Origin of the sequence: Cellulomonas shaoxiangyii (assembly GCF_004798685.1) — a bacterium.
In the GTDB taxonomy this organism is placed as follows: Bacteria; Actinomycetota; Actinomycetes; order Actinomycetales; family Cellulomonadaceae; genus Cellulomonas; species Cellulomonas shaoxiangyii.
Genome location: NZ_CP039291.1, coordinates 1,953,769 through 1,976,365 on the forward strand (window position 1 = coordinate 1,953,769; position 22,597 = coordinate 1,976,365).

General features: G+C 74.6%; 21 protein-coding genes. 1 reads left to right on the top strand and 20 read right to left on the bottom strand.

Features of this window, described 5'->3' with window-relative positions; all coding sequences use genetic code 11:
* Positions 1–25: 25 nt before the first annotated feature.
* Positions 26–703: a type IV toxin-antitoxin system AbiEi family antitoxin gene (locus E5225_RS08900; protein WP_135972349.1), complete on the top strand. Its 678-nt coding sequence runs from the start codon at positions 26–28 to the stop codon at positions 701–703.
* On the opposite strand, the gene E5225_RS08905 is transcribed toward E5225_RS08900, so the two are convergent.
* From E5225_RS08905 to E5225_RS09000, 20 genes are all read right to left on the bottom strand, one after another.
* Positions 690–3,074, bottom strand: a complete 2,385-nt coding sequence (locus tag E5225_RS08905; protein ID WP_135972350.1) for a RelA/SpoT family protein — start codon at positions 3,072–3,074, stop codon at positions 690–692. The two genes, E5225_RS08900 and E5225_RS08905, sit on opposite strands and share 14 nt — an antisense overlap.
* Before the next feature lie 175 nt (positions 3,075–3,249).
* Positions 3,250–3,789, bottom strand: a complete 540-nt coding sequence (locus E5225_RS08910; RefSeq protein WP_208012461.1) for an adenine phosphoribosyltransferase — start codon at positions 3,787–3,789, stop codon at positions 3,250–3,252.
* A gap of 5 nt (positions 3,790–3,794) precedes the next feature.
* Positions 3,795–4,889 (bottom strand): protein translocase subunit SecF, encoded by a 1,095-nt coding sequence (gene secF, locus E5225_RS08915; RefSeq protein WP_135972351.1) that lies wholly within the window; start codon positions 4,887–4,889, stop codon positions 3,795–3,797.
* The gene (gene secD / locus E5225_RS08920) at positions 4,889–6,775 is read right to left on the bottom strand and encodes a protein translocase subunit SecD (RefSeq protein ID WP_135972352.1); all 1,887 of its coding nucleotides are present in this window, start codon (positions 6,773–6,775) and stop codon (positions 4,889–4,891) included. Before secD ends, secF begins: the two co-directional genes overlap by 1 nt.
* Positions 6,776–6,913: 138 nt before the next feature.
* On the bottom strand, positions 6,914–7,306 hold the full coding sequence (gene yajC, locus E5225_RS08925; protein ID WP_135972353.1) for a preprotein translocase subunit YajC: 393 nt from the start codon (positions 7,304–7,306) through the stop codon (positions 6,914–6,916).
* 109 nt (positions 7,307–7,415) lie between these two features.
* Positions 7,416–8,480: a Holliday junction branch migration DNA helicase RuvB gene (ruvB, locus tag E5225_RS08930; protein WP_166435894.1), complete on the bottom strand. Its 1,065-nt coding sequence runs from the start codon at positions 8,478–8,480 to the stop codon at positions 7,416–7,418.
* Positions 8,464–9,078 (bottom strand): Holliday junction branch migration protein RuvA, encoded by a 615-nt coding sequence (gene ruvA, locus E5225_RS08935; protein ID WP_135972355.1) that lies wholly within the window; start codon positions 9,076–9,078, stop codon positions 8,464–8,466. The genes ruvB and ruvA overlap by 17 nt, the downstream gene beginning before the upstream one ends.
* A 94-nt stretch (positions 9,079–9,172) precedes the next feature.
* Complete coding sequence (ruvC, locus tag E5225_RS08940) at positions 9,173–9,739, bottom strand: crossover junction endodeoxyribonuclease RuvC (protein WP_135972356.1); 567 nt, start codon at positions 9,737–9,739, stop codon at positions 9,173–9,175.
* Between the two features lie 97 nt (positions 9,740–9,836).
* Positions 9,837–10,592: a YebC/PmpR family DNA-binding transcriptional regulator gene (locus tag E5225_RS08945; RefSeq protein WP_135972357.1), complete on the bottom strand. Its 756-nt coding sequence runs from the start codon at positions 10,590–10,592 to the stop codon at positions 9,837–9,839.
* Positions 10,593–10,665: 73 nt separating this feature from the next.
* Positions 10,666–11,277 carry a pyridoxal 5'-phosphate synthase glutaminase subunit PdxT gene (pdxT, locus tag E5225_RS08950; protein ID WP_135972358.1) on the bottom strand — a complete coding sequence of 204 codons (612 nt, stop codon included), beginning with the start codon at positions 11,275–11,277 and terminating at the stop codon, positions 10,666–10,668.
* A gap of 38 nt (positions 11,278–11,315) precedes the next feature.
* Entirely contained in the window at positions 11,316–12,509 is a 1,194-nt protein-coding gene (locus tag E5225_RS08955) for a pyridoxal phosphate-dependent aminotransferase (RefSeq protein ID WP_135972359.1), read from the bottom strand.
* 73 nt (positions 12,510–12,582) lie between these two features.
* A complete protein-coding gene (locus tag E5225_RS08960) occupies positions 12,583–13,182 on the bottom strand; it encodes an NUDIX hydrolase (protein ID WP_424945118.1) in 600 nt (199 codons plus the stop codon).
* Positions 13,179–14,093: a pyridoxal 5'-phosphate synthase lyase subunit PdxS gene (gene pdxS, locus E5225_RS08965; protein ID WP_135972360.1), complete on the bottom strand. Its 915-nt coding sequence runs from the start codon at positions 14,091–14,093 to the stop codon at positions 13,179–13,181. The genes E5225_RS08960 and pdxS overlap by 4 nt, the downstream gene beginning before the upstream one ends.
* A gap of 86 nt (positions 14,094–14,179) precedes the next feature.
* Positions 14,180–14,887, bottom strand: coding sequence for a hypothetical protein (locus E5225_RS08970; RefSeq protein WP_135972361.1), 708 nt, complete (start codon positions 14,885–14,887; stop codon positions 14,180–14,182).
* The gene (locus tag E5225_RS08975; protein ID WP_166435897.1) at positions 14,884–16,071 is read right to left on the bottom strand and encodes a glycosyltransferase family 4 protein; all 1,188 of its coding nucleotides are present in this window, start codon (positions 16,069–16,071) and stop codon (positions 14,884–14,886) included. Before E5225_RS08975 ends, E5225_RS08970 begins: the two co-directional genes overlap by 4 nt.
* A gap of 23 nt (positions 16,072–16,094) precedes the next feature.
* Positions 16,095–17,084: a phosphatidylinositol mannoside acyltransferase gene (locus E5225_RS08980; protein WP_135972363.1), complete on the bottom strand. Its 990-nt coding sequence runs from the start codon at positions 17,082–17,084 to the stop codon at positions 16,095–16,097.
* Positions 17,081–17,692 (bottom strand): phosphatidylinositol phosphate synthase, encoded by a 612-nt coding sequence (gene pgsA / locus E5225_RS08985; protein ID WP_135972364.1) that lies wholly within the window; start codon positions 17,690–17,692, stop codon positions 17,081–17,083. Before pgsA ends, E5225_RS08980 begins: the two co-directional genes overlap by 4 nt.
* 7 nt (positions 17,693–17,699) lie before the next feature.
* Positions 17,700–18,266, bottom strand: coding sequence for an HIT family protein (locus E5225_RS08990; protein ID WP_243738102.1), 567 nt, complete (start codon positions 18,264–18,266; stop codon positions 17,700–17,702).
* Position 18,267: 1 nt separating this feature from the next.
* Positions 18,268–20,271 carry a threonine--tRNA ligase gene (gene thrS, locus E5225_RS08995; RefSeq protein WP_135972398.1) on the bottom strand — a complete coding sequence of 668 codons (2,004 nt, stop codon included), beginning with the start codon at positions 20,269–20,271 and terminating at the stop codon, positions 18,268–18,270.
* Between the two features lie 126 nt (positions 20,272–20,397).
* A complete protein-coding gene (locus tag E5225_RS09000) occupies positions 20,398–22,449 on the bottom strand; it encodes an NAD(+) synthase (protein ID WP_135972365.1) in 2,052 nt (683 codons plus the stop codon).
* Between the last annotated feature and the right edge of the window lie 148 nt (positions 22,450–22,597).

Below are 22,597 nucleotides of genomic sequence, written 5' to 3' on the forward strand. Positions count from 1 at the left end.
CCGTGCGGCGCGCCATCCTGGCGACGTGACGACCTCGCCGCCCCGCCCGCCGCTCGACCGCACGCAGACCGGCGCACGCGCCACCCGCACCGCCCCGGCGGTTCCCCGGGCGCTCGCGCGGCTGCGGCCCCGGCCGCTCACGCTGCCGGCGGTCGTGCACCGCGCCGACGTCGGTCCGCTGGCGTGGGCGGGCATGGTGGCCGACGGCCTCCTCGTGCCGCTGTGGGGGTCCGCGGCGCGGACCGCCGGCACGGCGGAGACGGCGCCGGCCCGCGCTGCTGCCGTGGCGTCGCTGGTCCCGGCCCGCGGCGCGGTGGGTCGCCTGACGGCTGTCTGGGTGCACACCGGCGGCACCGCGCCGCGCCGGGTGGACGTGCTGGTGCCCTCGGGCGCGCGCCGCCCCGACCCGCACCCGGACCGACGGATCGCGGAGGCCGCGCTCCCGACGACCGACCTCGCCGTGCTGGGGTCCGTCCGCGTCACGGCCCCGCTGCGGACCGTGTTGGACGTCGCCCGGTGGGAGGAGCGGGAGGCCGCCCGGGCGGCGGTCGCCCGGCTGGTCGTGCACTGCGGGGTCGACCTCGACGCGGCGGCCGCCGCTCTGGACCGGCTGGACGGGCACCGCGGGGTCCGCCGCGCACGCGAGCTGGTGCGCGAGGTGGCCGCCGTCGACGGCCGGCGCGCCGCCGTCAGGCCCGGATGACGGGCTCCTCGGCGGCGCGCGACCCGGTCACGCGGTAGACGTCGAAGACGCCCTCGACCTTGCGCACGGCCGCCAGGACCGACGCCAGGTGCGACGGCTCGGCCATCTCGAAGACGAACCGCGACAGCGCCACCCGGTCGCGCGACGTGGACACGGACGCCGAGAGGATGTTGACGTGGTGGTCGGACAGCACGCGGGTGACGTCCGAGAGGAGCCTGCTGCGGTCGAGCGCCTCCACCTGGATCTGCACGAGGAACAGCTGCGAGCTCGTGTGCGACCAGGCGACGTCGACGAGCCGCTCCGGCTGGCGGCGCAGCGCCTCGACGTTGATGCAGTCGGTGCGGTGCACGGAGACGCCCTGCCCGCGCGTGACGAACCCCAGGATCTCGTCGCCCGGCACCGGCGTGCAGCACTTCGCGAGCTTGACCCACACGTCGTCCACGCCCTTGACGACCACGCCGGGGTCCCCCGTGCGCACGCGCCGGGCGGGCTGGCCGGGGCGTGCCGACTCGGCGAGGTCCTCCTCGGCCGCCGGCTCGCCGCCGAGGGAGTGCACGAGCCGCTGCACGACGGACGCCGCCGACGCCTGCCCCTCGCCGACCGCCGCGTACAGCGCCGACACGTCGGCGAACCGCATCTCGTGCGCGAGCGCCAGGAGCGCCTCGTGCGACATGAGCCGCTGGATCGGCAGGTTCTGCTTGCGCATCGCCTTGGCGATGGCGTCCTTGCCGTGCTCGATCGCCTCCTCGCGGCGCTCCTTGGTGAACCACTGCCGGATCTTGTTGCGGGCGCGCGGGCTCTTGACGAAGCCGAGCCAGTCGCGGCTGGGCCCCGCCGTCTCGGAGCGCGAGGTGAAGATCTCGACGACGTCGCCGTTCTCGAGCGTCGAGTCCAGCGGCACGAGGCGGCCGTTGACGCGGGCGCCCATCGTGCGGTGGCCGACCTCGGTGTGCACCGCGTAGGCGAAGTCGACGGGCGTCGAACCCGCCGGCAGCGCCTGCACGTCACCCTTCGGCGTGAAGACGTAGACCTCGGCCCCGGCGATCTCGTCCCGGAGCAGGTCGAGGAACTCGGTGGGGTCGGACGTCTCGCGCTGCCAGTCGACGAGCTGGCGCAGCCACTGCATGTCGTTGCCGTCCTGCGCGCCGTCCTTGGCGTTCTCCTTGTACTTCCAGTGCGCCGCGACGCCGTACTCCGCGCGCCGGTGCATGTCGTGCGTGCGGATCTGGATCTCGACGGGCTTGCCGCCCGGGCCGATCACGGTCGTGTGCAGCGACTGGTACAGGTTGAACTTCGGCATGGCGATGTAGTCCTTGAACCGGCCGGGGACCGGGTTCCACCGCGCGTGCAGGGCACCGAGGGCCGCGTAGCAGTCGCGGACCGTGTCGACCAGGACGCGGACGCCCACGAGGTCGTAGATGTCGGCGAAGTCGCGGCCGCGCACGATCATCTTCTGGTAGATCGAGTAGTAGTGCTTGGGCCGGCCCGTCACCGTCGCCCGGATCTTCGCGCTGCGCAGGTCGGCGCCGACCTGGTCGCGGACCGTGGCGAGGTACTCCTCGCGCGCGGGGGCGCGCTCGGCGACGAGGTGGACGATCTCGTCGTACACCTTGGGGTAGAGCGTCGCGAACGAGAGGTCCTCGAGCTCCCACTTGATGGTGTTCATGCCGAGCCGGTGCGCGAGCGGCGCGTAGATCTCGAGGGTCTCGCGCGCCTTCTTCTCGGCGGAGGCCGCCGCGACGAACTTCCAGGTGCGGGCGTTGTGCAGCCGGTCGGCGAGCTTGATCACGAGGACCCGGATGTCGCGCGACATCGCCACGACCATCTTCCGGACGGTCTCCGCCTGCGCGGCGTCGCCGTAGGCCACCTTGTCGAGCTTCGTGACGCCGTCGACGAGCATGGCGACCTCGGGCCCGAACTCGCGGCGCAGCTGCTCCAGCGAGTAGTCCGTGTCCTCGACCGTGTCGTGCAGCAGGGCGGCGACGAGCGTGGACGGCGTCATGCCCAGCTCCGCGAGGATCGTCGCGACGGCGACGGGGTGCGTGATGTAGGGGTCGCCGCTCTTGCGCATCTGGCCGCGGTGCGCCCGCTCCGCGACGACGTACGCCTGCTCGATCGCCGAGAGGTCGGCCTTCGGGTGGTTCATGCGCACGGCCTGCAGCACCGGCTCCAGGGCCGGGTAGGTCGCCGCCGACCGGCCCGACAGGCGCGCGAGGCGTGCCCGGACGCGGCTGGTGGACGACGCCGCGCCGTCCCCGCCCTCGCCGGCCGCCGGTACCCCCGTGCCGGGCGTCTGCCCGGTCGCGGGCGACTCGCCCGCGGGAGTGGGCGCGGCCGCGTCCGGCGGCCCGGCCTTGACCTTCTCGTTCACGGCACCCCCTCCCCTGACCCGTCGCCACGGACCGGCGCCGCCCGCCGTCCTCGGACGGCAGACGGTGCGGTCCTGGTCGAACGAGTCTACGTCCGCAGGTCACGACACCCGCACGCGGGCGGTCCGCACGGGTGACCCGCGGTCGCGGCCGCGGGTCGCAGCCGCGCTCCGCGGGTCAGAGCGTGAGGAGCACGTCCACGGCGCGGCCCGGCAGCAGGTCGCGCCCGCGCAGCGCCCCGAGCTCCACGAGGAAGCTCAGGCCGACGACCTCGGCACCGCAGCGCTCCAGGAGGTCGACGGTCGCGGCGGCGGTGCCCCCCGTGGCGAGGACGTCGTCGATGACCAGCACGCGGGAGCCGTCCGGGACGGTGAACGGCTGCACCTCGACCGTCGCCGTCCCGTACTCGAGCGCGTACGTCGCCGAGGCGACCGGACCGGGGAGCTTGCCGGCCTTGCGGACCGGCACCACGCCGGCACCGAGCGCCATCGCCACCGGTGCCGCGAGCAGGAACCCGCGGGCCTCCATGCCCGCGACGAGGTCGATCGGGCCCGGGGCGTCCGCCGCCAGCGCGGCCACCACCTCCGCGAAGACCACCGGGTCGGCGAGCAGCGGCATGATGTCGCGGAACAGCACGCCCGGCTCCGGGAAGTCCGGCACCGTCCGCATGAGGCCGTCGACGCGGCGCACGAGGTCCGCGCGTGCCCCCTCGGTCAGCGCGCTCACCGCTGCTTCCGCCGGGGCTGCGCCGCCTGACCCAGGTGTCCTCCGGGGCGCAGCGCCGCCGTGGCACGCGGTGCGCCCGCGAGGACGCCCTCGTGCTCGCCGCCCTCCGTCGCCGCGGCCGCGCGCCGCGCCAGCACCTCGGCGGTGTGCTTGCGCACCGCGGGCTCGCGCTCACGCAGCGACACCTCGAGCGGCGTCGCGAGGAAGATCGACGAGTACGTGCCGACGAGCATGCCGACGAAGAGCGACAGCGCGATGTCACGCAGCGTCCCCGCGCCGAGGATGAACGCGCCGACGACGAGGATCGACAGGACCGGCAGCAGCGCCACGACCGACGTGTTGATCGACCGGACGAGCGTCTGGTTCATCGCCAGGTTCGCCTTCTCGGCGTACGTGAACCGGGTCTGGACCAGCGCGTCCGCGGTGTTCTCCCGCACCTTGTCGAAGACCACGACCGTGTCGTAGATCGAGTAGGCGAGGATCGTCAGGAACCCGATGACGGTGGCGGGCGTGACCTCCCAGCCGACGGCGGCGTAGATGCCCATCGTCACGATGAGGTCGTGGAACAGCGCGATGATCGCGGCGGCGGCCATCCGCCAGTTCCGGAAGTACAGCGTCATCGCGCCCATGACGAGCAGCAGGAACACGCCCAGGCCGGTGATGGCCTTCTCGGACACGTCCTGGCCCCACGTCGGGCCGATGAACTCGCTCGTCACGTCCTCGGTCGGCACGTCGTACGCGGCGGCCAGCGCGTCGCGCACCTCGGCGACCTCCGAGGACGCGAGCTGCGCGGTCTGGATCCGCAGCGAGTCGCCACCGACGGTGGTCACGCGGGCCACCTCGTCCGGGGCGACGGACTGCACCGTCTCGACGGCGAGGTCCTGGTCGAGGTTCGCGGCATCCGACACCGTGAACTGCGAGCCGCCCCGGAAGTCGATGCCGGGGTTGAGCCCCGGGCGCACGAGCAGCACGAGCGAGACGAGGACGAGCAGGCCGGAGAACAGGTAGAAGCGTCGGCGGTTGCCGACCACGTCGTACGAGCGCTTCCCGGTGTAGAGGTCGTTGCCCCACTGGGCGAATCCGGAGGCCATCAGTGGTCGCTCCCCTCGGGGCGCCCGGAGGGCGCGTCGGTCGTGGACCTGCCGGCGTCGGGCCCGTCGTCGGCGTCGGCCGGCCCGCTCGGATCTGCCTGCGCGGCACGGGCGGCCGCCCGGCGCTCGGCGATGGTGAGGCCTCCGACGCCGGCCGCGACGGGCTGCTCGCGGCGGACGGGCGCCTTCGGGTCGGCCGGCGCGTCGAGCGCGCCCACCCGGGTGCCGGCGGGGGTCGGTCCGGCGGCGCCGGTACTCACGCGGCCACGGCCGGTGTAGCGCACGCGCGGTGTGTCGACGCCGAGGCGGCGCGGGTCGAGCCCGGAGGCGGGGTGGCCCTCGGCGAAGAACCGGGTCCGCGCGAGCAGCTGCATGAGCGGGCGCGTGAACCAGAAGACGATGAGCAGGTCGACCAGCGTCGTCAGGCCCAGCGTGAACGCGAAGCCGCGCACGCCGCCCACGGCCAGCACGTAGAGCACGACGGCCGCGAGGAAGTTCACGGCGTCCGACGCGATGATCGTGCGCCGCGCGCGCTCCCACCCGCGGTCGACCGCCGCGGCGAGCGAGCGCCCGTCACGCAGCTCGTCGCGGATGCGCTCGAAGTAGACGATGAACGAGTCGGCCGTGACACCGATGCCGACGATGACACCGGCGACGCCGGGCAGCGAGAGCCGGTACCCCTGGGTCCAGGACATCAGCGTGATGACGCCGTAGGTGAGGATCGCCGCGACCACGAGGGACGCGACGGTCACCAGACCGAGCGCGCGGTACTGGAAGAGCGAGTAGACGACGACGAGGAGCAGGCCCAGCAGACCGGCGAGCAGGCCGTTGCGCAGCTGCTCGGCACCGAGCGTCGCGGAGATCTGCTGCACGCTCTGCTCCTCGAAGCTGATCGGCAGGGACCCGAAGCTCAGCTGGTTGGCGAGCGCGGCGGCCGAGTCGCGCGTGAACGTGCCGGAGATCTCCGCCTGGCCGTTCGGGATCACCTCGTTGACCGAGGGGGCGGAGATGACGAGCGCGTCGAGCACGACCGCGAACTGGTTGAGGGGCTGCTGCTGCGTCGCGAGGCGCGTCGTCGTCTCGGTGAACTTCGGCGTGCCGGCCGACGTGAACTCGAGGTTGACGACCCACTCGTTCGTCGTCGCGCCGCTCTGCAGGGTGCGCAGCCCCGACGTGGCGGTGTCGATGTCCGAGCCCTCGATCTCGACCGGTCCGAGGATGAACTTCGCCGTGCCGGTCTGGTCGCACGTGACGAACGCCTTCTCCGGGTCACCCGGAACACCGCCCGTGCGGTTCTCGGGGAGCGTGCAGTCGAGCTCCTCGAACTGCTTCTGCACCGCCGGCGTGACGTAGTACGCGAGGTCGCTCGGGCTCGTCGGCTCGGCGGTGGCCGGCTCGTCCGAGGGCTCCTCCGCCTCCGCCGCCGGGTCCGCCGGCGCGGCGGGGTCGGCCGGTGCGGCCGGGTCGGCGGGTGCCGCCGTCTGCCCGTCCGTGGCGCCCTCGGCCGCCGGGTCGGCGGACGCCTCCGGGTCCACGGTCGGCGTCGGCGCGCCGACCGCCAGCACGGGACGGAACTCCATCTGCGCGGACGTGCGGACGAGGGCCAGCGTCTCGTCGCTCGGCCGGCCCGGCAGGGAGACGACGATGTTCGAGCCGCCCTGGCTGGTGATCTCCGCCTCGGCGACACCCGACGCGTCGACGCGCTGGCGGATCACACCGATCGCCTGGTCGATCGTGTCCGCCGTGACGGCACCCTCGGCCTCGGCGACGGGCTGCAGGATGACCTGCGTCCCGCCCTCGAGGTCCAGCGCGAGGCTCGGCGTCAGCTCGGCGTCGCTCCAGCGGCTGCCGGCGAGGAGCGTGGCGAAGATCGCGCCGATCAGCACGCCGAGCGCTACGAGCGTACGGATCGGCCGTTCACGGCGGGGAGGAGGAGGAGCCAACGCAGTTCTTCTCTCGTGCGCGCACCGGCCGGTGGGCGGCTGGTGGGATCCAGGCCCGGGCGTCGTCGCCCGGGCCGACGGTCACTTCCTGTCGGTGTCGTCGTCGCGCCGCGGGTTCTCCGGCGGCAGCGACGACAGGTCGTCGGGGACCTCGATGACCCGGTCGCGCTCGTCCGCGTCGCTCGGGTCCTCCTCCGCCACCTCGACGTCGTCGACGACGGGCGGGTCGACCCGGCGCGCGATCGCGGCCTTGAGCCACCGGGTCTCGGAACCCGGCGTGGACTCGAGCGTCACGACGTCGCCCTCGACGGCCGTGACGGTGCCGAACAGCCCCGAGCCCGTCATCACCTCGTCGCCGACCTGGAGGTTGGTGCGCAGGTCAGCCATCTCGCGCTGCTGCTTGCGGGTGCGGCTCGACATGAACCACAGCGCCGCGAAGGCGACGAGCAGGATGATGAGGAACGAGTAGTCCATGAGGTCGGGATTCTCCGCATCGGTGTCGACGTCCGCCGCAGTCTAGGCGCCGCGGCCGGAGCCTCCAACGTCCGTCCGCCGGCGAGGGTTCCCGCGGGCCCCCGCGCCGCTAGCCGAACAGCGTGTCGGCCGGGGCCGGGCGCTCCAGACCGAGGTGGTCCCACGCGGCGGGCATGGCCACGCGACCGCGCGGCGTCCGGCCCACGAGCCCCTCGCGGACGAGGAACGGCTCGGCGACGGTCTCGACCGTCTCGGGCTCCTCGCCCACCGCGACCGCGAGCGTCGTCAGGCCGACCGGTCCCCCGCCGAACCGCAGGCACAGCGCCTGCAGCACCGACCGGTCGAGCCGGTCCAGCCCGCGCTCGTCCACCTCGTAGACCTCGAGCGCGGCGCGCGCGGCGCTCAGGGTGAGGCGGCCGTCGCCCCGCACCTCCGCCCAGTCCCGCACGCGCCGCAGCAGGCGGTTCGCGATGCGGGGGGTGCCGCGCGAGCGGGACGCGATCTCCGCCGCGGCGCGCCCCTCGAGCGGGACGTCCAGCAGGCCCGCCGACCGCATCAGCACGCGCTCCAGCTCGTCGTCGGCGTAGAAGTCCAGGTGACCGGTGAAGCCGAAGCGGTCGCGCAGCGGTGCCGGGAGCAGGCCCGCGCGCGTCGTCGCCCCGACGACCGTGAACGGCGGCAGCGACAGCGGGATGGCGCTGGCCCCGGCGCCCTTGCCGACGACGACGTCGACCCGGAAGTCCTCCATCGCGACGTACAGGAGCTCCTCGGCGGGGCGCGCGAGTCGGTGGATCTCGTCGATGAACAGCACCTCGCCCTCCTCGAGCGAGGACAGCACCGCGGCGAGGTCGCCCGCGTGCTGGATCGCGGGGCCGCTCGTCACGCGCAACGACGCGCCGAGCTCGGCGGCGATGATCATCGCGAGGGTCGTCTTGCCGAGCCCGGGCGGACCGGACAGCAGGACGTGGTCCGGTGCGCGACCCCGGTTGAGCGCCGCCTGCAGCACGAGCGAGAGCTGGTCGCGCACGACGCGCTGCCCCACGAACTCCTCGAGGCGGCGTGGGCGCAGCGCCGCCTCGGCGGCACGCTCGAGCTCGTCCGCGCCCGCCCGCACGAGCGACTCGGGGACCGCGTCGTCACCGGCCGGCGGCGGCGCCTCAGGCACGCGAGCCACCCAGCACCCGCAGCGCCGCACGCAGCACGCCCGGCACCTCCTCGGCGCCGACCGGCTCGCTGCCGCCGTCGAGCACGCCCGCGACCGCGTCCTGCGCGGCACGCAGCGGCCAGCCGAGCCCCACGAGCGCGTCGACCACCTGCTCGCGGTGGTCGGCTGCGGCGGCGGAGCGCGCGGGCCCACCGGCGGCCGGCGCGGGCGCACCCAGCCGGTCCCCCAGCTCCAGGACGATGCGCTGGGCGCCCTTGCGGCCGATGCCCGGCACCCGCATGAGTGCGGCAAGGTCCTCCTCCGCGACGGCGCGGCGCAGGCCGTCCGGCGTGTGCACCGCGAGCATGGCCAGGGCCAGGCGGGGTCCGACGCCCGTCACCGTCTGCAGGACCTCGAAGACGTCGCGCTCGTCCGCGTCGGCGAAGCCGAACAGCGTGAGCGAGTCCTCCCGCACGACGAGCGACGTGAACAGCCGGGCGGCGGTGCCGACGCGCAGGCCGGCCAGCGTGGTGGGGGTCGCCTGCACCAGCATGCCGACGCCGCCGACCTCGACGACCGCGGCGTCGAGCCGCACCGTCAGCACCGTCCCGTGCACGGACGCGATCACCGCACGCACCTCCCGTTCCCGCGCGCGGCCGACGAGCCGCGCGCACCGCCGGACACTGTGCCACAGGAGGCGAACACCTGTACGAACGACACGCTCATGCGCGGCGCCGGGCCGCCTGCTCGGCGGCCGCCCACGCCCGCTGGGCGGCGGTCAGCGACCCGGGGGCGCGCTGCGGCGCCCCGAGGGCACCGGCGGGCCGCCACAGGTGGCAGATGGCGAGGGCGAGGGCGTCGGCGGCGTCGGCGGGGCGCGGGGCGACCTCCAGCTCGAGCAGCCGCCGGACCATCTCCTGGACCTGCGCCTTCTCGGCGCGCCCGCTGCCCGTGACAGCGGCCTTGACCTCGCTGGGCGTGTGCATCGCGACCGGTATCCGTCGCCGCGCGGCGGCGACGAGCGCGAGGCCGGCCACCTGCGCGGTCCCCATGACGGTGCTGACGTTGTGCTGCGCGAACACCCGCTCGACGGCGACCGTGTCCGGTGCGTGCTCCTCGAGGTACTCCTCGATCCGCCGCTCGATCAGCAGCAGGCGCTGGTCGACGTCGAGGCCCGGCTCCGACGTCGCGACGTCGACCGCGACCATCCGCAGGCGGCGACCCGGCAGCCCGTCGACGACGCCGAGGCCGCAGCGGGTGAGACCGGGGTCGACTCCGAGGACGCGCACGCGCACATCGTCGCAGGCGCGGGCGCCCGCCCCGCGCAGGCGGCCCCGGACACGGCGACGCGCCGGCCCCGTGCGGGTGCCGGCGCGTCGCGGTGCGTCACTCGGCGTCGAGCTGCGCCATGACCTCGTCAGAGGCGTCGAAGTTCGCGTACACGTTCTGCACGTCGTCGGAGTCCTCGAGGGCGTCGATGAGCTTGAGGATCCGGCGGGCGCCGTCGGCGTCCACCTCGATCTGCGTCGACGGCCAGAACACGACGTCCGCGGAGTCGTACTCGATGCCGGCGTCCTGCAGCGCGCTGCGCACGGGCACCAGGTCGGTCGCCTCGGACAGCACCTCGAACTGGTCGCCGAGGTCGGTGACCTCCTCGCCGCCGGCCTCGAGCACCGCCTCCATGACGGCGTCCTCGTCGGTGCCCTCCTTGGGCACGATGACCACGCCCTTGCGGCTGAAGATGTACGACACCGACCCGGGGTCGGCCATCTGCCCGCCGTTGCGCGTGAACGCGACGCGCACGTCCGAGGCGGCCCGGTTGCGGTTGTCCGTGAGGCACTCGACCAGCACCGCCACGCCGCCGGGGCCGTAGCCCTCGTACATGATCGTCTGGTAGTCGGCGCCGCCGGCCTCCTGGCCGGAGCCGCGCTTGAGCGCGCGGTCGATGTTGTCGTTGGGCACCGACGACTTCTTCGCCTTCTGGATGGCGTCGAACAGCGTCGGGTTGCCGGCGGGGTCACCCCCGCCCGTGCGCGCCGCGACCTCGACGTTCTTGACCAGCTTGGCGAAGAGCTTGCCGCGCTTCGCGTCGATCACGGCCTTCTTGTGCTTCGTGGTGGCCCACTTGGAATGTCCCGACATGCCCCGTCTACCCTCCGTCTCGGCCGGCCTGCGTGACGCGCTCCCCTGCACCGCGGCGGTGCGGGCCCGCGGCCTAGAGGCTGTCGCGGACGATCTGCACGAACAGGCGGTGCACCCTGGTGTCCCCGGTCACCTCCGGGTGGAACGAGGTGACGAGCACAGGCCCCTGGCGCACCGCGACGATCCTACCGGCGGCGGCGCCCTCCCCCACCCGGCCGACGACGGTCGCGGCGGGCCCGACGTCCTCCACCCAGGGCGCCCGGATGAACACGGCGTGCACGGGGTCGTCGGCGGAGTCCTCGACGCCGTCGATGACCAGGTCGGTCTCGAAGGAGTCGACCTGCCGGCCGAACGCGTTGCGCCGCACCGTGATGTCCACGCCCCCGAGGGTCTGCTGCCCGTCGATGCCGCCGATGATGCGGTCGGCCAGCAGGATCATGCCGGCGCAGGAGCCGTAGGCCGGCATGCCGGCGCGCAGGCGCTCGCGCACCGGCTCGTGCAGGTCGAAGGCCCGCAGCAGCTTGTCCATCGTCGTCGACTCCCCGCCGGGCACGACGAGCGCGTCGACCGCGTCGAGCTCGCTCGGTCGGCGCACGCCGACCGCCGTCGCGCCCTCGTGCCGGAGGGCTGCGACGTGCTCGCGCACGTCGCCCTGCAGGGCCAGGACACCGATCGTGGGGCTCACGGGCGTCGATCCTAGGTCGCGCGTGCGGCAGCGCAGCGTCAGCGTGCCGCAGCGAGACCCGCCGGCCCGGCGGCGCCGCCGCGGCCCGTCGCGACCTGGTCGGCCAGCCGCGCGAGGCCCTCGAGCAGGTCGCCGCGCGGCGCGGCGAGGGACACGCGCACCATCCCGGCCGCGGCGTCGCCGAACGTCGCCCCCGGAGCGACCGCGACGTGCCGCTGCGCGAGCAGGTCGAGGGCGAAGGCCTCGGTGTCCGCGCGGCCCACGTCGACCATCAGGTAGAACGCCCCGTCCGGGACGACGTGCCGGACGCCGCGCTGCCGCAGGAGCGTCACGGCGGCGTCGCGTCGCTCGCGGTACGACGCGACGGCGGACGCCACGCCGTCCTGCGGCCCCGTGAGGGCGGCGAGCGCCGCCAGCTGACCGGTCGTGGACGGGCACGCGACGGTCGCCTCCGCGAGGTGCCCGATCGCCTCGACCACCGCCGGGTCGGGCACCACGGCGTAACCCGCTCGCCAGCCCGTGAGGGCGTAGGTCTTCGACAGGCTGTGGAACACGAGGACGCGGCCGTCGGTGTCGAAGACCGCCGGGCTGACGTGCGGGACGCCGTAGGTGATCGCCTCGTAGCACTCGTCGGAGAGCACCCACAGGTCGTGCCGTCGCGCGAGGTCGACGAGCCGTGCGAGCACGTCGGGCGGGTACACCGCACCCGTGGGGTTGTTCGGCGAGCAGAGCAGGAGCGCGCGGGTTCGCGGGGTGATGCGGGCCTCGACGTCGGCCGGCCGCGGCACGAAGCCCGCCGCGGCGTGCGTGCGGTAGCGGCGGGGACGCGCGGACGCGGCGACGGCCGCCATCTCCCAGTTGGGGAACACGGGGTCGGGCACCAGGACCTCGTCGCCGGGACCGAGGAGCGTGGCCAGCGCCATCGCCAGGCCGTGCATCGCCCCGTGCGTGACCACGACCCGGTCGGGGGTGACCTCCCGGCCCTGCCGCGCCGTGACGCGCTCGGCGGCGACCTCGCGCAGGCTCGCCATCCCGATGCTGGACGTGTAGCCCGTGAGCCCGGCGGCGGCGCTCGCCGCGACCGCGTCGACCACGTGCGCCGCCGGGCGGGCGTCGGGCTCCCCGATCTCCAGGTGGATCGCCTCGGGGTCGCGCAGCGCGAGGTCCATGACGGTGCGGATGCCGGAGCGCGGGATGCGCGCCACGGGCGACGAGGGGGCGGGTCGCGGCATGGCCGGGACGGTAGCCCCGTCAGGTCACGGGGACGTTACCGACGGGTACGCACAGGCGAGGCGGCGGAGCGCGTCACTCGCGCGTGAGCCCGAGGTGCCGCACGCGCCCGTCCCACACCAGCACCGAGCGGACCAGCTCGGCCAGGTCCTCGGGGAACACCTCGAGGTCCACCGCGGCCAGCGCGTCGAGGTCCCACCAGCGCAGCTCGTCGATCACGTCCTGCTCGACGTCGGTCCAGCCGGCGCGCGACAGGGCCCCGACGTCCGCCGAGCTCACGCGCGCCAGGAAGATCTCCTCGTCCTGGCGGCAGTGCTGCGCGAAGAAGTCGAAGATCGCCGAGCGCGTGAACACCGGGCCCACCAGTGCGTCCACCGCCAGCGCGATGCCCGTCTCCTCGCGGACCTCGCGCACGGCGGCCGCGCGCACGTCCTCGCCGTCGTCGAGGCCGCCGCCGACGGTGAACCACCACGACCGCTCCGGCTGGTCGGCGTCGTGCCCGCGCACGAGCAGCACCCGGTCGTGCTCGTCGAGCAGGATGACGCGCGCCGCCCGGCGGAACAGCAGGCCGTCCTCGCCGCGCCGCCACTCCGGCCCGAAGCCGCGGACGGCGCCGCCCCCGGCCGCGCTCGGGCCGGGGGCGGCGCCGTGGTCCTGGGGGTCGGTCGTCGTCACCAGCCGCGCTCGGAGAGGCGGTGCGGCACCGGCACGTCGTCGACGTTGATGCCGACCATGGCCTCGCCCAGGCCGCGCGAGACCTTGGCGATGACGTCCGGGTCGTCGTAGAACGTCGTGGCCTTGACGATCGCGGCGGCACGCTCGGCCGGGTTGCCGGACTTGAAGATCCCCGAGCCGACGAACACGCCCTCGGCCCCGAGCTGCATCATCATCGCCGCGTCGGCCGGCGTCGCGATGCCGCCCGCCGTGAACAGCACGACGGGGAGCCGGCCCGCGGTCGCGACCTCCTTGACGAGGTCGTACGGCGCCTGCAGCTCCTTGGCCGCGAGGTACAGCTCGTCCTCGGGCAGCGACGTCAGGCGGCGGATCTCGTCCCGGAGCGTGCGCATGTGCGTCGTCGCGTTGGAGACGTCGCCCGTGCCGGCCTCGCCCTTCGAGCGGATCATGGCCGCGCCCTCGGTGATGCGGCGCAGGGCCTCGCCGAGGTTGGTGGCACCGCACACGAACGGCACCGTGAAGGCCCACTTGTCGATGTGGTGCGCGAAGTCGGCCGGCGTGAGCACCTCGGACTCGTCGACGTAGTCGACACCGAGGCTCTGCAGGACCTGGGCCTCGACGAAGTGCCCGATGCGGGCCTTCGCCATGACCGGGATCGAGACGGTCGAGATGATCCCGTCCACCAGGTCGGGGTCGCTCATGCGCGCGACACCGCCCTGTGCGCGGATGTCCGCCGGGACGCGCTCGAGCGCCATGACGGCGACCGCACCGGCGTCCTCGGCGATCTTCGCCTGCTCGGGCGTGACGACGTCCATGATGACGCCGCCCTTGAGCATCTCCGCCATGCCGCGCTTCACGCGCGCGGTGCCGACCTCGCCGGCGGGGGCGCTGTGCTGGGTGTTCTCGGTCACTGCGGGCCTCTTCGGTCGGGGTGCGGGACGAGACGCTCCGGGGCGCGCACTCGAGCGCCGGCCGCCGTGGTCAGGACCCGCCCATCCTAGGTCGTCGCACCGGCGCCGGACCCGCGCGTCCCACCACCACGTGCGGCGGCGTTCTCGCCCGGGCGGGCGAGCCCCTGGGGCCAGGCGTCGTCGAGCTCGAGCGTGCGCGGCTCCCGCGCGTGCCCGGCCAGCCGGAGGGTGCGCACGACGAGTCCGCGGCGCACGCGCTGCGTCTGCGCGACCGCCTCGTTGTGGAACCGCCGCGCGAGCTGGACGCGGTACCAGGCGGCGGCGAGGGAGTCGAGGAGCTCCTCGCCGGCGGGCTCGGCGGCGATCGCGGCGACCTCGTCCGCGTCGTCGAGCACCTCGTCCAGCGCGGCCGTCAGCTCGCTCTCCGCCTGACCGCGGTCCTCGCCCGACGACGGTCCGGGAGCCGGCGCGCCGGGGTCGGCGCCCAGCAGGGCGCGCAGGTCGGCCGGCAGCAGGTCGACCGGGACGTCGCCCGCGGACCCGCTCGCGCTGAGGGACGCCCGTGCGGCCTCCCCGACGACCACCGCACTGGCCGGGTCGAGGAGCCCGCTCGTCGCGAGCTCGGCCGCCACGGTCGCGCGCCGCACGAGCTGCGCCTCCACGACCGCGCGCGACGCCCCGACCTTGCGGTGCAGCCGGTCGAGCCGGCTCGCACGCACCCACACGAGCCATCCGAGCAGCGCCAGGACGGCGACGACGACCAGCGCGACGTCGGTCCACGCGCCGCCGCTCATCCCCGGCTCCGACGCAGGTCGAGCAGGCGCGCGCCGCGCAGCGAGGACGGGTCCTCGCCGACCGGGGCGTCGCCGCCCGCGACCGCCATCTCGTACACGGCGAGCACCTGGTCCGTCACGGCCGACCAGTCGTACCGGTGCACCACGCGGGACGCGTGCGCGGTCACGCGCGCCCGCCGTGCCGGGTCGGCGAGCACCGACAGGAGCGTGCGCGCGAGGTCGGCGGGGTCGCCGGTCCGGAACAGCACGCCGGCCTCGCCGTCGTCGAGGACGCGGGTGAACGCGCCGAGGTCGCTCGCGACGACGGTCGTCCCCGCGGACATGGCCTCGACCAGCACGATCCCGAAGCTCTCGCCGCCCGTCTGCGGCGCGCAGTACACGTCGACCGACGTGAGCAGCCGTGCCTTGTCCTCCTCGCTGACGGAGCCGAGCAGCTCGACCGCGCCCGCGCGCGGCCCGAGGGCCTCGCGGACCTGCTCCTCGCCGGTCTCGCCACTGCCCGCGACGAGCAGCCGGGCACCCGGGTGCCGGTCGAGCACGGCCGGCATGGCGCGCAGCAGCACGGACAGGCCCTTGCGCGGCTCGTCGAGCCGGCCGAGGAAGGCGATGGTCGGCGCCTCCGGCGTGCCGGTCCACCGCGGGTCGCGGGGCGCCGCCGCGAACGGCTCGACCCACACGCCGTTGGGGATGACGACCGCGTCGCCGCCCATGTGCTCGACGAGCGTGCGGCGGGCGTCCTCCGAGACGGCGATGCGCAGCGAGATCTTCTCGAGGGACTGCCGGACCAGCGGGTACGCCGCCTGCAGCGACCGCGACCGCACGAGCGAGGTGTGGAACGTGGCGACGATCGGCCCGTCGGCGATCCACAGCGCCAGCATGCCCAGGCTGGGGGTGACGGGCTCGTGCAGGTGCAGCACGTCGAAGCGGCCCGCGGCCAGCCACCGGCGCACGCGGTTCGCCGTCACGGGACCGAAGGTCATGCGTGCGACGGCACCGTTGTAGCGCACGGGGACCGCGCGACCCGCGGGCACCAGGTACGGCGGGACGGGCGTGTCGTCCGCCGCCGGCGCGAGCACGGAGACCTCGTGACCGCGTGCGATGAGCGCCTCCGCGAGGTCGCGGACGTGGAACTGCACACCACCGGGCACGTCGAACGAGTACGGGACCACGATCCCGACGCGCAGCGGGCGTCCGGGCGCGGGCGCGCTCACGGCGCAACTCCCCCGGTCGTCGTCGCCGCCGGGGGCGCGGCGTCCCCGCGGACGGCCGCGTCGCGGGCAGGGTCGAGGTCCGCGACGAACACGCGCTGCAGCATGTGCCAGTCCTGCGGGCGCGCGCGGATCGCCTCGGCGACCTGGTCGACCCACGCCTGCGTCGCCGCGCGCACCTGCTCGCTGCGCGGCACGCCGGCCTGCAGCTCGACCGCGGGCAGGAACGAGATGACGACGCCCCACGGCCCGCCGGCGGCACGCCGCCGCGCGCCGCGCAGCCGCTCGTACGTGACGGCGGTCGGCACCAGGGGGGCGCCGCTGCTCACCGCCAGCGCGGCCGGCCCCGCCGCGACGCGCGCCCGGTGGCCGAACAGGTCGACCTCGACGCCCCGGGCGGTGAGGTCCCGGTCCGCGAGCAGCGGCAGCAGCCCGGGCCCGGTGCGCACCACGCGCATGAGCTCGCGGAAGACGTCACCGCCACCCGTCAGCGGCAGGATGGCCAGCCCGAGGCTCTCGCGGAAGGCGACGAACTCCTCGAACAGCTCCTCGGGCTGCAGGCGCTCCGCGACGGTGGTCACGGGCGCCAGGTGCTGCGTCGACCAGGCGCCGGCGAGGTCCCAGTTGCCCATGTGCGCGAGCGCGAGCACCACCTGCCGCCCCGCGTCGAGGTGCGGCAGGACGTTGTCGGCGCCCGTCACGCGCACGCGCGCGGCGAGCTGGTCGGTCGTCAGCCGGCGCAGGGTGAAGACCTCGCCGAAGTACCGCAGGTAGGAGCGCATCCCGGCGCGGGACAGGCGCCGGAGCGCACGCGGGTCCAGGTCGGGCCGGACCCGCGCGAGGTTGGCCTCGAGGCGCCGCACCCCCGCGCCGCGGCGGGCCCACGTCGCGTCGGCGGCCACGGTGGTCACGGCGCGGACCACCGGCCCCGGGACCCGGTGCCCGTACCGCCAGGCCAGCTGGTAGGCCCGGGCGACGTCGATGCTCATCGGGCGCCCTCCCGGACCTGCCGGTGCACGGCGGCGACCCGCTGTGCGACCGTCACCGCGGACGCGAGCGCGAGCAGCGCGAGCACGACCGTCATGACCGCGGTCGGCGCCCCCAGGCCCACCACGAGCGCGGCCACCAGCACGGCGAACAGCCGGTCGGCGCGCTCGGCGATGCCGCCGCTCGCGGTCATGCCGAGGCCCTCGGCACGCGCCCGCGCGTAGGGCACCACCGACCCGAGCACGAGGCACGCGAGGGCCAGCGCCGCGGTCGTGCGGTCGTCACCGCCGCCGGCGTACCAGACCACCAGGCCGGAGAAGACCGCCGCGTCCCCGAAGCGGTCGAGCGTCGAGTCGAGGAACGCGCCCCACGGGCCGGACCGGCCCGCGCGGCGCGCCATGACGCCGTCGAGGGAGTCCGTCAGCGAGAACACGGTGATCACGAGGGCACCCAGCAGGAGGTGTCCCGTCGGGAAGGCCCACAGCGCGGTCACGACCACACCGACGGTGCCGACGACCGTCACGGCGTCGGGCGAGACGCCGGCGCGCAGGAGCGCGTCGGCGAGAGGTGTCCACAGGCGCGTCATGGCGCCCCGCAGTCGGCTCAGCACGTGCTGGTCACTCCTTCGCAGCGCCCGGCCACGCCGCCGCCAGCCGGTCGCGCGTGTCGGCGAGCAGCTCGGGCAGCGCACGGGTGCGCGCGACGATCGGCAGGAAGTTGGCGTCGCCGCCCCAGCGGGGGACGACGTGCTGGTGCAGGTGCGCCCGGATGCCGGCCCCGGCGACCTGGCCCTGGTTCATGCCCAGGTTGAACCCGTGCGGCGCCGAGACCGCGCGCACCACGCGCATGGTGGTCCGCGTGAGCTCGGCGACCTCGGCGACCTCCGCGTCGGTCAGCTCGGTGTAGTCGGCGACGTGGCGGTACGGGCAGACCAGGGCGTGCCCCGCGTTGTACGGGTACAGGTTGAGCACGACGTAGGCGACCTCGCCGCGCGCGACGACGAGTCCGTCGGCGTCCGGCAGGCCGGGGGCACGGCAGAACGGGCAGCCCTCCCCCGCGGCGTCGTCCGCCGGCTTGTCCTGCCCGCCGATGTACGCCATCCGGTGCGGCGTCCACAGCCGGTCGAAGCCGTCCGGCTCGCCGGCGAACCCGGCGGCGTCCTCCGGGGCGTCCGACCCGGTCACGTCAGACCTGCACGCGGTCGCGCACCGCGGCCACGATGCGCTCGACCGCCTCGTCGACCGGCACGCCGTTGTCCTGGCGGCCGTCGCGGTAGCGGAAGGACACCGCGCCGGCCTCCGCGTCCTCGCCGCCGGCGATGAGCACGAACGGGATCTTCTGCGTGCTGGCGTTGCGGATCTTCTTGCCGAAGCGGTCGTCGGACCGGTCGACCTCGGCGCGGATCCCCTCGGCCCGCAGGCGCGCGACGACCTCGTCGAGGTACGGCTCGAACGGCTCGGCGACGGGCACGGCGAGCACCTGCACGGGCGCGAGCCACGCGGGGAAGGCACCGGCGTAGTGCTCGGTGAGCACGGCGAAGAACCGCTCGATCGAGCCGAACAGGGCGCGGTGGATCATCACGGGGCGCTGCCGCGTCCCGTCGGGCGCCGTGTACTCGAGCTCGAACCGCTCCGGCAGGTTGAAGTCGAGCTGGATCGTGGACATCTGCCACGTGCGGCCGATCGCGTCCTTGGCCTGCACCGAGATCTTCGGGCCGTAGAACGCCGCGCCGCCGGGGTCGGGCACGAGGTCCAGGCCGGAGGCCTCCGCGACCGCGCGCAGCGTCTCGGTCGCCTCCTCCCACACCTCGTCGGAGCCGACCGACTTCTCGGGGTTGCGGGTCGACAGCTCGAGGTAGAAGTCGTCGAGCCCGTAGTCCTTGAGCAGGTCCAGGACGAAGGTGAGCAGGCTCGTGAGCTCGTCCTGCATCTGCTCGCGCGTGCAGTAGATGTGCGCGTCGTCCTGCGTGAAGCCGCGCCCGCGGGTCATGCCGTGCACGACGCCCGACTTCTCGTACCGGTACACGGTGCCGAACTCGAACAGCCGCAGCGGCAGCTCACGGTAGGAGCGCCCGCGCGAGCGGAAGATCAGGTTGTGCATCGGGCAGTTCATGGGCTTGAGGTAGTAGTTCTGCCCCGCCCGCTTCACGTGCCCGTCGGCGTCGCGCTCCTCGTCGAGCTGCATCGGCGGGTACATGCCGTCGGCGTACCAGTCGAGGTGTCCGGAGACCTGGAAGAGCTGCTCCTTGGTGATGTGCGGGGTGTTCACGAACGAGTACCCCGCCTGCACGTGCCGGCGGCGCGAGTACTCCTCCATCTCCATGCGGATGATCCCGCCCTTGGGGTGGAACACCGACAGCCCGGAGCCGATCTCCTCCGGGAAGGAGAAGAGGTCGAGCTCGCTGCCCAGGCGCCGGTGGTCGCGCCGCTCGGCCTCGGCGATGCGCTCGAGGTGCGCCTTGAGCTCGTCCTTGCTGGGCCAGGCGGTGCCGTACACGCGCTGCAGCTGCGGGTTCTTCTCCGAGCCGCGCCAGTAGGCCGCCGCCGACCGGGTCAGCTGGAAGCCGTTGCCGATCAGCCGGGTGCTGGGCAGGTGCGGGCCGCGGCACAGGTCCTGCCACACGACCGTCTCGGACTCGCGGCCCGCGCCGCGGACGTTCTGGTAGATCGACAGCCCGCCGAGCCCCACCTCCACCGAGGCGCCCTCGGCCGCGTCGCCCGCCTCGCCCTTCAGCCCGATCAGCTCGAGCTTGTACGGCTCGTCGGCGAGGACCTCGCGCGCCTGCGCCTCGGTGACGTCCCACCGCCGGAAGGTCTGCCCCTCCTTGACGATGCGGTTCATGACCTTCTCGAGGGCCTTGAGGTCCTCGGGGGTGAAGGGGGTCTCGACGTCGAAGTCGTAGTAGAAGCCGTCGGTGATGGGCGGGCCGATGCCCAGGCGCGCCTTCGGGTTGACCTCCTGCACCGCCTGCGCGAGCACGTGCGCCGCCGAGTGCCGCAGCACCGCGAGCCCGTCCGGGGAGTCGATCGTGACGGCCTCGACGCCCGCGCCCGCGGGCAGCGGGAGCGCGAGGTCCCTCAGCTCGCCGTCCACGCGCACGACGACGACCTCGCGGCGGTCGCCGAACAGGTCGGTGCCCGTCGTGCCCGCCTCCACCTGTCGTGCGACGCCGTCGACGGTGAGGTCCATGAGTTCGGGCACGGGTGCAGGCTCCTTGTCGTGCGCCCGCACCGCGGTGCGGCAGGTCGGCGGTCGCCGAGCGGGCGTGTCGATGCTACCGACCCGGCCCGGGCGAGCCGTACGGCGCACGAGGGCTCAGGGCAGCCGCTCGGGCACGTGCGCCTCGATCTCGGCGAGCCACGCCGCGGCGCTGGCGTCCGACGGCATGCGCCACTCGCTGCGCGGCGACAGCGTCCCGCCCGCGCTGACCTTCGGGCCGTTGGGCAGGGCGGAGCGCTTGAACTGGTGCGCGAAGAAGCGGCGGACGAAGACCTGCAGCCAGCGCCGGATCTCCGGCAGGTCGTACTCCGCGCGGCGCTCCGCCGGGAAGCCGGGCGGCCAGGCCCCGGACGCCGCGTCGTGCCAGGCGTGCCACGCGAGGAACGCGATCCGCGAGGGCCGCATCCCGTGCCGCAGCACCTGGAACAGCGTGAAGTCCTGCAGCCCGTACGGGCCGACGACGTCCTCGGTGCTCTGCATCCGCTCGCCCTCGCGCACGGGGACCAGCTCCGGCGAGATCTCCTGGTCGAGCACGCGCAGCAGCACCGCGTTCGTGGCGTCGTCGAAGTGGCGCTCCCCGACCACCCAGCGGATGAGGTGCTGGATCAGCGTCTTGGGCACGCCGGCGTTGACGCCGTAGTGCGACATCTGGTCCCCGACGCCGTAGGTGCACCAGCCGAGGGCGAGTTCCGACAGGTCGCCCGTGCCCAGCACGATGCCGCCGCGCTGGTTCGCGGCCCGGAACAGGTAGTCGGTGCGCAGACCTGCCTGGACGTTCTCGAACGTCACGTCGTAGACGTCGGCCCCCTTGCCGGCGGGGTGCCCCAGGTCCGTGAGCATCTGCAGCGCCGCCGGGCGGATGTCGATGGTCTCGTACGTCGTGCCCAGCGCCGCCATGAGCGCGAGCGCCGACGCCTTCGTCGTCTCGCTGGTGGCGAAGCCGGGCATGGTGAACGCGAGGATGTCGCTGCGGGGGCGGCCGAGCCGGTCCATCGCGTTCGCGGCGACGATGAGCGCGTGCGTCGAGTCGAGCCCGCCGGACACGCCGATCACGATCTTCGGGTCGCCGATCGAGCGCAGCCGCTGCTCGAGCGCCGACACCTGGATGTTGTAGGCCTCGTAGCAGTCGAGCGCGAGACGCTCGGGGTCGTCCGGCACGAAGGGGAAGCGGTCGACCACGCGGCGCAGGCCGATGTCCCCGGCGGGCGGCTCCAGCGTGAACCGGACCGTGCGACGGTCCTCGCCCGCCGCTGCCATGCCGAGCGCGCGGCGGTTGTCGTCGAACGTGCCCATCCGCAGGCGCTCCTGGCGCAGGCGCGTGAGGTCCACGTCCGCCACCGTCAGCAGCGCTCCGTCGGCGAAGCGCTCGCCCTCGGCGAGCACCTCCCCCAGCTCGTAGACGAGCGTCTGCCCGTCCCAGGAGAGGTCGGTGCTCGACTCGCCCTGCCCGGCCGCCGCGTAGACGTACGCCGCGAGGCACCGCGCCGACGCGGAGCGCACGAGCAGGCGCCGCTCCTCGGCGCGCCCGACCGTGATCGGGCTGCTCGAGAGGTTCGCCAGCACCGTCGCGCCCGCCAGGGCGGCCGTCGCGCTCGGCGGCACGGGGACCCACATGTCCTCGCACACCTCGACGTGCAGCACGAGGTCGCGCACGTCGGTCGCCGCGAACAGCAGGTCGGTGCCGATCGGGGCCTCCTGGCCGGCGACCCGGGTCGTGCCGCGCACGTCGTCGCCGGGCGCGAACCACCGGCGCTCGTAGAACTCCCGGTACGTCGGCAGGTGGGCCTTGGGCGCGACCCCGAGCACGCGCCCGCGGTGCACGACGACGGCGGCGTTGAGCAGCCGCGTGCCGTGCACGAGCGGCGCGCCGACGACCAGGACCGGGCGCAGGTCCACCGAGGCGGCGACGACGTCGCGCAGCGCGGCGTCGACCGCGTCCAGCAGCGTGTCCTGGAGGAAGAGGTCGTCGATCGAGTACCCCGAGAGGCACAGCTCGGGGAACACGGCGACGGCCACCCCGTCGGCGTCGCAGCGGCGCGCGGCCTCGAGCACGGCCGCCGCGTTGGCGGCCGGGTCGGCGACGCGCACCGGAACCGTGCACGCCGCCACGCGGGCGAAGCCGTGGGCGTAGGCGGAGAGGAAGTCCACGTCGGGAGTCTTCCACGCGGTCGCCGAGGCGCAGGTCGGACGGTGATCCGCGGCGGGACGGCCGGAGCGCCCACGCCCGCCCGGCGACGGGTGGCCGCCGACGCGCCGGGGACGACGACGGCCCCCGACCGTGGGGTCGGGGGCCGTC

What these genes read in the sequence shown, in the direction of transcription:
- E5225_RS08970 (WP_135972361.1), bottom strand. Translation starts at nt 14,887, where the DNA reads ATGAGCGGCGGCGCGTGGACCGACGTCGCGCTGGTCGTCGTCGCCGTC.
- E5225_RS08945 (WP_135972357.1), bottom strand. Translation starts at nt 10,592, where the DNA reads ATGTCGGGACATTCCAAGTGGGCCACCACGAAGCACAAGAAGGCCGTG.
- E5225_RS08955 (WP_135972359.1), bottom strand. Translation starts at nt 12,509, where the DNA reads ATGCCGCGACCCGCCCCCTCGTCGCCCGTGGCGCGCATCCCGCGCTCC.
- secF (WP_135972351.1), bottom strand. Translation starts at nt 4,889, where the DNA reads ATGGCCTCCGGATTCGCCCAGTGGGGCAACGACCTCTACACCGGGAAG.
- E5225_RS08980 (WP_135972363.1), bottom strand. Translation starts at nt 17,084, where the DNA reads ATGAGCATCGACGTCGCCCGGGCCTACCAGCTGGCCTGGCGGTACGGG.
- yajC (WP_135972353.1), bottom strand. Translation starts at nt 7,306, where the DNA reads ATGGACTACTCGTTCCTCATCATCCTGCTCGTCGCCTTCGCGGCGCTG.
- thrS (WP_135972398.1), bottom strand. Translation starts at nt 20,271, where the DNA reads ATGGACCTCACCGTCGACGGCGTCGCACGACAGGTGGAGGCGGGCACG.